At 66.8% G+C, this 11,630-nt stretch carries 10 protein-coding genes; 7 read left to right on the top strand and 3 right to left on the bottom strand.

What is annotated here, in order from left to right; all coding sequences use genetic code 11:
- A partial coding sequence (locus RWX45_RS01955; RefSeq protein WP_316022109.1) for a hypothetical protein occupies positions 1-193 on the bottom strand: 193 nt, incomplete at its 3' end.
- Between the two features lie 70 nt (positions 194-263).
- A complete protein-coding gene (locus tag RWX45_RS01950) occupies positions 264-1,892 on the bottom strand; it encodes an MDR family MFS transporter (protein WP_316022108.1) in 1,629 nt (542 codons plus the stop codon).
- A gap of 399 nt (positions 1,893-2,291) precedes the next feature.
- On the opposite strand from RWX45_RS01950, the gene RWX45_RS01945 reads away from it, so the two are divergent.
- The 7 genes from RWX45_RS01945 (at position 2,292) to RWX45_RS01915 (ending at position 10,973) form a co-directional block, all read left to right on the top strand.
- Entirely contained in the window at positions 2,292-3,620 is a 1,329-nt protein-coding gene (locus RWX45_RS01945; protein WP_316022107.1) for an ABC transporter substrate-binding protein, read from the top strand.
- A 203-nt stretch (positions 3,621-3,823) separates the two neighbouring features.
- On the top strand, positions 3,824-4,876 hold the full coding sequence (locus RWX45_RS01940; RefSeq protein WP_316022106.1) for a sugar ABC transporter permease: 1,053 nt from the start codon (positions 3,824-3,826) through the stop codon (positions 4,874-4,876).
- Positions 4,873-5,748: a carbohydrate ABC transporter permease gene (locus RWX45_RS01935; protein ID WP_316022105.1), complete on the top strand. Its 876-nt coding sequence runs from the start codon at positions 4,873-4,875 to the stop codon at positions 5,746-5,748. Before RWX45_RS01940 ends, RWX45_RS01935 begins: the two co-directional genes overlap by 4 nt.
- A 154-nt stretch (positions 5,749-5,902) precedes the next feature.
- Positions 5,903-7,618 carry a glycoside hydrolase family 13 protein gene (locus RWX45_RS01930; protein WP_316022104.1) on the top strand — a complete coding sequence of 572 codons (1,716 nt, stop codon included), beginning with the start codon at positions 5,903-5,905 and terminating at the stop codon, positions 7,616-7,618.
- Positions 7,619-7,676: 58 nt separating this feature from the next.
- Entirely contained in the window at positions 7,677-8,681 is a 1,005-nt protein-coding gene (locus tag RWX45_RS01925) for a LacI family DNA-binding transcriptional regulator (RefSeq protein ID WP_316022103.1), read from the top strand.
- 277 nt (positions 8,682-8,958) lie between these two features.
- Positions 8,959-10,002 carry a Gfo/Idh/MocA family oxidoreductase gene (locus RWX45_RS01920; protein ID WP_316022102.1) on the top strand — a complete coding sequence of 348 codons (1,044 nt, stop codon included), beginning with the start codon at positions 8,959-8,961 and terminating at the stop codon, positions 10,000-10,002.
- 5 nt (positions 10,003-10,007) lie between these two features.
- Positions 10,008-10,973, top strand: a complete 966-nt coding sequence (locus tag RWX45_RS01915) for a sugar phosphate isomerase/epimerase (RefSeq protein ID WP_316022101.1) — start codon at positions 10,008-10,010, stop codon at positions 10,971-10,973.
- A 16-nt stretch (positions 10,974-10,989) separates the two neighbouring features.
- On the opposite strand, the gene RWX45_RS01910 is transcribed toward RWX45_RS01915, so the two are convergent.
- A partial coding sequence (locus RWX45_RS01910; RefSeq protein ID WP_316022100.1) for a substrate-binding domain-containing protein occupies positions 10,990-11,630 on the bottom strand: 641 nt, incomplete at its 5' end.

The raw sequence follows: 11,630 nt of genomic DNA, 5'->3' as shown, positions 1-11,630 counted from the left end.
TCTGAACACGGCCGAAGATGGCTACCGGCTCGGCGGGGGACAGCGGCAGCACACCGTCGTTGCGGAGCAGCACGGTGCCCTCGGCGGCGGCCCGGCGAGCCAGCTCGGCCAGTCGCGGATCGTAGGAGCGGTCGGCGTCAGCTGCGGCGCTGGTGAAGGCCTGGGCGACTTCGTTGATGGTGTTGTCGGTCATGGCTGTTTCTCTCCGGACTCTCCCCGAGATGGTGCGTGCAGGCCGGCTGGACTGCGGTGTCGGCAGAAGCCTAACTGTCCAGGCGGTCGGCGGGACAGGCGTTCTCGGAGCCGGGCTTGAGGAGTTCGTCCTCCAACTGCTCCAGGCCGGTTTTGGTGGACAGCGGGATCGGCTTGAACACCAGGGCGACCGCGGCCGCGACCAGGAGCACCGGCGACAGTGAGAAGAGCACCGGAGCGAGCGCGTCATGGTAGGCGTCGACGACGGCGGCGCCGGTGGCGGCATTCAGACTCCGGGCGATGGCTGGGGTGATCGAGGCGGCCTGGTGGGTGTCGAAGCCGAGGCCGAGCAGACCGGCGGTCAGGCGGGTGGTGAACAGGACGCCGACGATCGTGTTGCCGATTGACACCCCGATCTCGCGGAAGAAATTGTTGGTGGAGGTCGCCGTGCCCAGCATGCTGGCGGGCAGCGCATTTTGGATGACGAGAACGCTCAACTGCAGGAACATGCCGATGCCGAGTTCGAGGACGAACACGGCCACACAGGTCCAGGCCACATGCGCGTCGGTCGGGAGCAGACCCAGCATGGCCATGCCGGCCGCGGCAAGCAGGGAGCCAATGATCGGGTAGGGCTTGTAGCGGCCGGTACGGGTGACCAATGTTCCGGACAGGAGCGAGCCGGTGAACATGCCGATGCTGCCCGGTACGAGCAACAGCCCGGACATGGTCGCGCTCACGCCGTGAACCATCTGCAGGTAGGTCGGCAGGTAGCCGTTCATGCCGAACATGCAGGCGGCCATGAGCACGGAGACGATCGTGGCGATGATGAAGGTGTGGTTGGTGAGGACTTCCAGCGGCAGGATCGGGTCAGCGGCCCGCTTCTCCACGGGGATGACGGCGATCCAGGCGGCCAGTGTCACGGCGATCAGTCCCAGCATGACGGGACTGGTCCAGGCGAAAGTGGTGCCGCCCCAGGTGGCGATGAGCACGATGCCGGCGGCGCCGATGCCCGTCAGCGCCAGCCCGGCCCAGTCGATGCTGAAGGAGGCGGATCGCTTGGGCATCCGCAGCGCGATTGCCACCGCGATCCAGGCGAACAGGCCGAAGGGCAGGAAGAACCAGAAGATCCAGCGCCAGCCCAACCAATCGGACAGCCAACCGCCCACCAGCGGCCCCAGGATTGAGGCGATGCCGAACATCGCACCCATGGGGGCCATATAGGTGCCGCGCACGCGGGGCGGGATGATGTCTCCGGTGATGGCCTGGGAGCAGATCATGAGCCCGCCTCCGCCCAGGCCCTGAATGAAGCGGAAGATGGTGAAGGCAAGCATATTGGTGGCCATGCCGCACAACGCCGAGCCGCCGACGAACATGGCGATAGCGAGCAGGTAGAGCTGCTTGCGGCCGACCAGGTCGCCGAGTTTGCCGTTGATCGGCATGGCGAGTGTCTGGCCGAGCGTGTAGGCGGTGATGGCCCAGGACATGTGGGCGACGCCGCCGAGGTCGCCGATGACCGTGGGCAGGGCGGTGGCGATCACCGTGTGGTACATCGCGGTGAGGAACTGGACCGTCATCAAGCAGATGTAGACGACCCAGAACCGCCGATCGGGGCGGAAGGCCATCCCCTCGATGGTGCCGGAGATGGCCTGGGATTCCGGCTGCTCGCCGGGCTGTACGCCGCGTGCGGGAGTACTGGTCATGGACTCGTTTCTCTCCTCGCAGCACACCGAGTGGGGAGGACTCCCGGAATGGGGGAGGGGTGCGCCGCACAACAAATTCTGCCAAATAGTCGGTGGTCGGAGCATGCCGGGGAACGAGGTCTTGCGCACCTCCCCACTCGGGCGACCTCGGCCCGTCCCCTCACCGAAACCGGCACTTGTAACGTGCCGAAACCGGTCGATGTGGCGGCGGCGTCCATGATTGGAAGCATGCACACGGTCACGATGTCGTAACGAACGGTGGGGTGTGCCTTGGGTGGTCGTCACGTCAAATGCGAGCTGCCTAACATAGTGACGCCATCTAGTCGACGCGCGTCGACGACGGGCTCGATGTGACACAGCTGTCCGGCCCGTCCACGGTGTTTCAAGGAGGAAAAGCACATGGCACCTACGCTTCCCCATCTCCCACGTCGTCGTTTCATTCAGAGCTCCGCCGTCATCGCGGCCCTGTCGGCCGCTGCCGCATGCGGCAACGGTGGCTCGGGAGGGTCAGGCGGCTCGGGTGGATCAGCCCCGTCTGCGGCGTCGGCAGACGACTTCACCGGCACCGGACCGATCACCTGGGTACAGGGCAAGGACAACTCTGGCGGCAAGGTGCAGGAGCGCATCGATGAGTGGAACGAGCTCTACCCCGACGAGCAGGTCACCCTCATTGAGCTCTCTGCCGAGGCCGACCAGCAGCGTCAGTCCCTCATTAACAACGCCCAGACCCAATCCGACGCCTACGACGTCATTTCCGTCGACAACGTATGGGTTGCCGAATTCGCTGCCAACCAGTGGATCGTGCCCCTGCCCGAGGACGATCTGAAGAACGACGACATCGTCGAGTCGGTGTGGGAGACCGGCCTGTACATGGACACGCTCTATGCGATGCCGTTCGCGACGGACTCCTCCATCATGTTCTACCGCAAGGATTTCCTGGAGGAAGCCGGCGTCGAGGTCCCCACCACCTGGGATGAAGTCAAGGCCGCCATCGATGCCGTGCGCGCCGTGCCGGGTCACGAGAACATCGGCGGCTTCGGCGGCCAATTCGCCAAGTACGAGGGACTGACCTGCTGCGCCAGCGAGTTCATCAATACCGCGGGCGGCTCCTTCTACGACGACGAGGGCAATGTCACCATCAACTCTCCGGAGGCGATCGCCGGCCTGCAGACCCTCATTGACGGGTTCAAGGACGGTTACATCCCCACCGAGGCGCTGGAATGGAAGGAGGAGGACGGCCGCAACGCCTTCGAATCCGGTGATCTGCTCTTCTACCGGCAGTGGCCCTACCAGTACGCCAACAACGTGGCGGCACTCGGGGAGGAGAAGTTCGGCGTCGCCGCCCTGCCCACCATCGACGGCAACGCCTTCGTCCCGACACTCGGTGGGCACAACTGCGGTATCTCGGCCTACTCCAAGAACAAGGCGACAGCGCTGAAGTTCGTCCAATGGTGGACCACCCAGGAGTCGGAGAAATACGCGCTCGAAACTCAAACCCTCGCGCCCGTTCTCGGCTCTCTGTATGAGGACGCCGAGATGCTTGAGAAGTTCCCCTACTTGCCGACGCTGCGCGAGTCCCTGGACTCGGCCAAGGGTCGCCCCAAGGCCGTTTCCTACGGCGACGTGACTGCTGCGATCCAGGATGCCCTGTATCCGGCGATCCAGCAGCAGGCTACGGCCGAAGAGGCAATCGCCAACCTGGAAACCTCGCTCAAGGCACTGGCCTGACGCCGTCCTGACGGCCTGCAATCGGCCCCTTGCTGTCGGCGGACCGGCCGGGTGGGGCGGGGACTGTCCCGCCCCACCCGGAACGCCCTGCCCGCATTGCGATGGTGCCGTAGTCCGTCTATGCCCGTCGCGGCATCCGCGGATAGGCGTCAGGAATACCGGTCAGCAAATCGCCGGCTCAACCAATAAAGGCAGAACAGGTCATGAGTGCACACACATATGTACCGGACGTCAATCGCCGGTCCAAGGCCAGCCGGGCGCAGGCGCGTCTGGCGTGGTTCCTCATCACCCCGACGATCATCGTTTTGACGATCGTCATCATCCTTCCCGTCTTCCAATCACTGCGGCAGTCCCTGTACGGCAAGGCCGGACTCGATCCCGAAACCGGATTCGTCTCCAACGTCGAGCCCTTCGTCGGACTGGATAACTACGCCACCATCTTCACCGACGCCGGATCCCGGTTCTGGACCGCTGCGTGGAACACCACCCTGTTCGGAGTCGTCACCGTGGTGCTGGAGACCATCCTGGGTGTGGCGATGGCGCTCATCATGCACCGGGCCATGCGCGGGCGCGGATTCGTCCGGGCGGCAATCCTGGTGCCGTGGGCCATCCCCACCGCCGTCTCCGCCATCCTGTGGGGCTGGATCTTCAACCAAAACGGCGTCGCCAACGCCATCTTGGGACAGCACATCATGTGGGCCTCGGGCAACACGAGCGCCAAGCTGGCCATCATCATCGCCGATGTATGGAAAACCGCCCCCTACATCGGTCTGCTCACGCTCGCCGGCCTGCAGATCATTCCCGACGAGGTCTACGAGGCTGCGAAGATCGACGGCGCGAACGCCTGGAAGCGGTTCACCCGGATCACGTTGCCGCTGGTCAAGCCTGCGCTCGTGGTCGCGGTCCTGTTCCGCGCGCTCGACGCGCTGCGCATGTTCGACCTTCCCTACATCCTCATCGGCCCGCGCAAGGGCTCGGTGGAGACGCTGTCCATGCTCGTCCAGGACGAGGCTTCTAACCTGCGCTATGGCTCGGCGGCGGCCTATGCGCTCATCTTGTTCTTGTACGTGTTCATTTTCGCCTTCGCCTTCACCCGGATCACCCATGCCGATCTGGGCGCCAGCACGCCGCGCAGCGGCAAGAAACAGGGGCGCAAACTACCCGCCTCCGCATTCCTGCCCAAACGCCGCGCCGCGGCGGCAACCGCGACCGGGGCGAGCGCCGCCGTCGAGCCCAATGAGAGGAGCGCGTCATGAGCACAGCAACCGCGTCGGCGCGAGCGGTCGAGCGGCCCAGAAGGAAGATCGACTGGGCTGGGGGGATGTCGACTTTCGGCATCGTCCTCATCGTCATCTATTGCCTCGCTCCGTTTTACTGGATGCTGGTGTCCTCGCTGCGGCCGGATACCGAGATCTTCGAGAACACGTGGTGGCCGCGGCACGTGTCCTTTGAGAACTATCAAGCCGTGTTCTCCGCGAAGAACAACTTTGGGCAGGGCCTGATCAACTCGCTCATCGTCTCGGTTGTGGTCACCGTCGTCGCCCTAGCGATCGCCACCTTCGCTTCCTATGCCCTGGCTCGCCTGGACTTCCGGGGCAAGAGCGTGCTGCTGCTGGTGGTGCTGGCGACCTCGATGTTCCCGCTCGTGGCGATCATCGTGCCCCTGCTCAAGAACTTCTCGGCCTGGGGCTGGATCAACACCTATCAGGCGATGATCATCCCGGACCTGTCCTTCTCTTTGCCGCTGGCCGTGTGGAACCTGACCAGCTTCTTCCGGCAGATGCCCCAAGAGCTCGAGCAGTCCGCCATGGTCGACGGCTGCACTCCGGGGCAGGCGTTCCGCAAGGTCATTCTGCCTATCGCCGCACCCGGCATCTTCACCACTGCGATCATCATCTTCATCGGCGCTTGGAACGAGTTCCTCGTGGCCGTCACGATGGTCAACAACCCCGCCATGCAGCCAGCCACCGTGCTGCTGAGCAAATTCACTGGCGCTTCCCAGTTCAACACGCCCTTTGGGTCACAGATGGCGGCGGGCGTGGTCATGACACTACCGCTGGTCATCATGGTGCTGATCTTCCAGCGTCGCATTGTTGCCGGCCTCGCCGCCGGCGGACTCAAGCAGTGACCGGCTGCCGGGGACGTGCCGCAGCGGCGGTGCGTCCCCGGCCTGGCCAACATGGTTGCTAGTCTTTAGTCTTTCCATTTTCCATTCCACATCCGCCCCGCGTCCGGCGCTCGCGCTAGCCCGGACCCCGACCCGTTCCAGGACACCAGACTCCATGACCTCCCCCTCGCTGGCACCCGTCGTCACCACGCGCGACGATGAGGATGCCTGGTGGCGTGATGCCGTCATCTACCAGATCTACCCCCGCTCCTTTGCCGACTCCGACGGCGACGGCCTCGGCGACCTGCGCGGCATCACCGCCCGCATGGGGCACCTCGCGTCCCTGGGGGTGGACGCCATTTGGCTCTCGCCTTTCTATCCCTCCCCGCAGGTCGACGCCGGCTATGACGTCGCCGACTACTTCAACGTCGCCCCCGAGTACGGCACGCTGGAGGATTTCGACGCCATGGTTGCGGCCGCGCGCGCCGTGGGCATGCGCGTCGTCGTCGACCTGGTTCCCAACCACTCCTCGGATCAGCACGCCTGGTTCCGTGAGGCGCTCGCGGCCGGTCCCGGATCGCCTGAGCGCGATCGCTATATCTTCCGCCACAGCCCGGACGGGCCGCCCAACAACTGGGGCAGCCTGTTCGGCGGCCCGGCCTGGAGCGCCGTCGAGCCGCTGACCGGAAAGGAAGCGGACCGCGACTGGTGGTACCTGCACCTGTTCGCCGCCGAGCAGCCCGACTTCAACTGGGACAACGCCGACGTGCGCCAGCACTTCCGGGACTTCCTGCGCTTCTGGGCCGAGCGCGGCGTGGACGGCTTCCGGGTTGACGTCGCCCACGGCCTGGTCAAGGCCCCGGGGCTGCCCGACGACGCCCTGGGCGCAGACCGGTGGCGCGGGGTCCCCGCGGATGACGCGGACGGCCACCCCAAGACCGCCGACTCCGGCCCCATGTTCGATCAGCCCGGTGTCCACGAGATCTACCGCGACTGGCGGCGGGTGCTGGGCTCCATCCGCCCGGATATCCTGCTCGTCGCCGAGGCCTGGGTGGACCCGCCCGAGCGCATGGCCATGTACGTCCGCGAGGACGAGATGAGCCAGGCCTTCAACTTCGACTACCTCAAATCCCCCTGGCGTGCCCCCGAACTGCGCCGCGTCATCGACGCCTCCACGGCAGCTAATGGTGCCGTTGGCGCCCCCACCACCTGGGTGCTGTCCAACCACGACGTCGTACGCCACGCCACCCGCTTCGGCTTCGCGCCGGGCTCAGAACCGGACGACGGTATCGGCGCCGAGGACCCCCAGCCCGATGCCGCCCTGGGGCTGCGGCGGGCGCGCGCCGCCACCCTATTCGCCCTGGGGCTGCCCGGCAGCATGTACATGTTCCAGGGTGAGGAGCTCGGACTGCCCGAGCACACCACGATGGACGACGCCGCGCGTCAGGACCCGGCCTGGTTGCGCACCGGCAAGCAGACGCGCGGGCGCGACGGTTGCCGGGTTCCCCTGCCCTGGGCCGTTGACGGGCCCGCCTGCGGCTTCAACTCCACCGGTGCCACCTGGCTGCCCCAGCCGGAGGGCTGGGGCGCTTACGCCCCCGCCGCGCAGGAGGCGGATCCCGACTCCACGCTGGCTATGTACCGGCGTGCCCTGGCCGCCAGGCGCGAGTGGGGCCTGGGACGCGGAAGTATCCACTGGCTGGAGGACACCCCCGCGCATGTACTCGCCTTCCACAATGGTGAGGTCACGGTGGTCATCAACATGGGGGAGGAGGCCGTCACCCTGCCCCTGACCGGCACGGTGTTGGTGCGTTCCTGGAACGGGGAGACGGGCGGCACCGCCGGTGCTGTCACCATCCCGGGGAACGGGAGTCTCTGGATGGCCGCATAAGCGGCCTCGCTCGCTGACGCAGGGGCATGCAGTAGGGGACCCCGGAAGGAGGACGCACATGGTCACTCGCGCCGATGTGGCACGCCTCGCCGGGGTCTCCCCGTCGACCGTCACCTACGTGCTCACCGGACAGCGGCCAACGACTCGCGCGACACGCGAGCGGGTGCAGCGGGCGATCGACGCGCTCGGTTACCGGCCCAACCGGCATGCCTCCCTGCTTGCGGCCCGGTCGGTGCGCACCGTCGGCGTGCTCTTTCGCATGCAGCGCTCCGGCATCGACGCCAATGACCTGGAATACATCGAGGGCCTGCGTGCGAGCGTCGAGTCCCTTGGCATCCAAGTGTTCGTGCCCGTGGGACGGCGCACCAGTGCGGTGGATGCGCTGGAAACCCTGGTGCAGTCCGGGGCGCTGGACGCCGCCGTGCTCATGGATGTCGCCCCCGATGATGAGCGCGAGCAGTACCTGCTGAATGAGAAGGTCCCGACCGTGCTCATTGGTACCTCGCACCGCGTTGACGGCGCTCCGGGTGTGGATGCGGATTTCAAGCAGATGGCGGACCTGGGCGTGCGGCACCTGGTTGAGCTCGGGCACCGCCGCATCTTGTTCCTCATGCGTGATATACGCGCCGACCGGTCGAACGCCTACATGGCCCAGAGCCAGTCCGTGCGTCTGGCCGCCCGCAGGTACGGGGTCGAGGCGGTGTTCCGCGCCTGCCCCGACAACGTCCTCGCCGGGGCTCGGGAAGTGGGTGCTTCGGGACTTGCGGAGGGTTGCACCGCCGTCGTGTCCAATAGTCCCAGCGCGCTCGAAGGCGTGATTGCGGCGGCTTGGGCGCGTGGCTTATCGCTGCCACGGGACCTTTCGCTCGTCTCGGTCGGCTTGACTGTGGCCCGCACCCCGACAGGGGACCTGGTGACCGAAGTGGGGGTGGACCGGCCGGCGCTCGGACGCAGGGCGGGTGGCTTGCTGCTGCAATCTCTGGAGGATGACTCCATCCGTGGCATCACTCTGGTCGATCCCCGCCTCATCGACCACGGCTCGACGGCGCCGCCCGCGCCGTAGACGACTGGCGTCAAGCGGTTGCCGGTTTCGGTGTAGGGCGGCGTCGGTGGGCGGTTGCGGTGGAGACTCCGTCCGCCCGCGCGGGTTTCGGCGCTTGCGCGGCCCAACCCCTCCCGGGATCGGCCATCTAGGGGAACATGCATGACATGTGGGCCTTGCGAACCCTCAATGTAAACGTTTACGCTTGCGGTGTTGGCACAGCCGCCGACCCTCACGCCGCAACAGTCAACAGTGCCCGCGTCCTCAGCGCGCGGGAACATCACACCAGAGGAATGACATGAGCAACCAGCTGCGCATTGGAATCATCGGAACCGGAGTCATGGGCTCCGACCACGCCCACAACCTCGCCCGCGGTGTACGCGGGGCGAGCCTCGCCGCCATCGCCGACGCCGCCGTCGACCGCGCCGACGCCCTTGCCGCGGAACTCGGCGGGAACATCGCCACCTACTCCGATGGCAAGGAGATGATCGCCTCGGGAGACGTTGACGCGGTCATCATCGCTGCCCCTGATCCCTTCCACGCCGAGCTCACCGGCGCCTGTCTGGATGCCGGACTGCCGGTACTGTGCGAGAAACCGCTGGCTCCCACCGCTGCGGAGGCAGTGGATGTGGTCGCCAAGCAGGAAGCGCTCGGCCGCGACCTGCTCACCGTGGGGTTCATGCGGCGCTTCGACCCCGGCTACCGCGCCCTCAAGGCCCGCCTCGCCGCAGGAGCCGACGGCGCGCTGCTCATGACCCACTCGGTCCACCGCAACGTCGAGGCATACCCCGGCCAGGACTCCTCCGCCACGATCACCAACTCCGCCGTGCACGAGATTGACGTCCTGCCCTGGCTGAGCGGACACGACATCATTGAGGTCGAGTGGGCCGCCGGCCGTGCCAGCTCGCTCATCGCCGAGCGCCATGATCCCCAGTTGCTGCTGATGCGCGACGACGCCGGTGTCCTGCACACCGTCGAGCTCCAGGTCCATGCCCGCTACGGCTACGACGTGCGTTGTGAGCTGGTGTGTGAAACCGCCTCCGTGGAGTTGCCGTCCGTGCCAGCGCTGGTCGAGGCCGACGAGGTGATTGTCTCCAAGGATCTCGCCCGCAGTGCCGCCTATCCCGCCGACTGGCGCCCCCGCTTCGCCGCTGCCTACCGCGCCGAACTCGCTGCCTGGGTCGAAGCCAGCCTGGCGGGCCGTCTGCCCGAGGGTGCGGCCACCGCCCGCGACGCCCTACGCACCACCGTCGTCGCCGAGACCCTGGTGCGCTCCATGAATGCCGGCGGCGCCCGCCTGGGCGTTCCCAGCCTCGACGACGTCATGAGCGGAAAGGCCTGATCACCATGGAACTCGGAATCGTCACCGACTCGCTCGCCTCGCTGCCCTTCGACGAGATGCTCGACACCGTCGCAGCCCAGGGCATCACCGCGATCGAGCTGCCCACGGGCGGCTGGTCCTCGGCCCCGCATTGCGACGTGCGCAGCTTGCTGACCGACGCCGCCGCCCGCGACCGCTTTGTCGGAGCCGTGACCGAGCGCGGTCTGCACATCAGCGCCCTCAACATCAACGGCAACCAACTCCACCCAGTCATTGGCGCCGAGATCGATGCTCTCGTGCACGCCACCGTTGATCTCGCTGCTGTGCTCGGGGTCGGCACGGTCGTACTCATGTCCGGTCTGCCCGGCGGCGCGCCCGGCGACCAGGCTCCTAACTGGGTGACCACCTCCTGGCCTCCGGAAACCCAGACCATCCTGGATTACCAGTGGAATGAGGTGGCCATCCCCTACTGGAAGGAGCTGGGGGCCTACGGGCGTGAGCGCGGGGTGCGCTTCGCCGTTGAAATGCACGGGGATCAACTCGTCTACAACGCCGCCACCCTCCTGCGCCTGCGCGAGGCCGTCGGCGACGTCGTTGGCGCCAACTTCGACCCCTCACATCCCATGTGGATGGGGGCGGACCCGTGCGCCATGGCCGGTGAGCTCACCGGTGCGATCTACAACGTCCACGCCAAGGACACCCGCATCAACGGGCGCATCACCGACGTCAACGGTCTGCTCGATACCCAGACGGTTGACAGAGCCGCCACCCGCGCATGGAACTACGTCACTCTCGGCCTCGGCCGTGTCGGTGGACGCCAGTTCTGGGGTCAGTTCCTCTCCGACCTGCGGTCTGCCGGCTATGACGGCGTGCTCGCCATTGAGCACGAGGACGTCCTCTACGACGCCGTAGAGGGCCTGACCGCGACGGTAGGGCTGCTGCGGGAGGTCATGCCCGTGGCTCCGGCCAGCTGGAAGCCGCAGGACGTCTGAGTCTCGGCAACCCGTGCTAGCTCACCGGTTCCGCGGCGCCGGCCTGCCTCGCATCCGAGGCGGCCGGCGCCGTAGAGTCGCGCACGATCAGCTCAACCGGTAGCACCACGTCACGGCTGGACCCGTCGGCGTCGTCGAGCGCATCCGCGAATGCTCCCAACGCCAGGTCGACACCTACCCGACCCATCTCACGCGCCGGCTGGCGCACCGTCGTCAGTGCGGGAGTCACCAGCGCTGCCCAGGGGATGTCATCGAAGCCGCACACGGCCACGTCCTCGGGCACCTGTAGGCCCTGCGCGGCCAGGGCACGTATCAGCGTGATCGCCAGCAGATCATCGCCCGCGAAGAAGGCCTCGATACCGCTCACGTCCTTCAGGATCGCCGTCGCCTGGCCAATAGCGTCGCCGGTACGGCGCACCGCCCGGGCGACGGCGCGCTCGGGTACCTCCATCCCCAGTTCGCGGGCGCGACGGGTGAAGCCCTCCACGCGCTGCACCGACGTCGGCATCCCCGCAGGTGCACCGATGACGGCGGCGCGCCGGCGGCCGGTTGTCGCCAGGTGCTCGGCCACGAGCTCGCCACCGCGAGTGTTGTCGACGCTCACGCGTGCCGCTGCCGGGCCTGCGATCGGCTCATCGAGCAGAACGAGTGGCGGGG

The sequence above is a fragment of the Actinomyces sp. MRS3W genome (genome assembly GCF_032465695.1).
Classification (GTDB): Bacteria; Actinomycetota; Actinomycetes; order Actinomycetales; family Actinomycetaceae; genus Actinomyces.
Note: the sequence above shows the minus strand (reverse complement) of the source record. Positions and strands in the feature narration are given on the sequence as shown.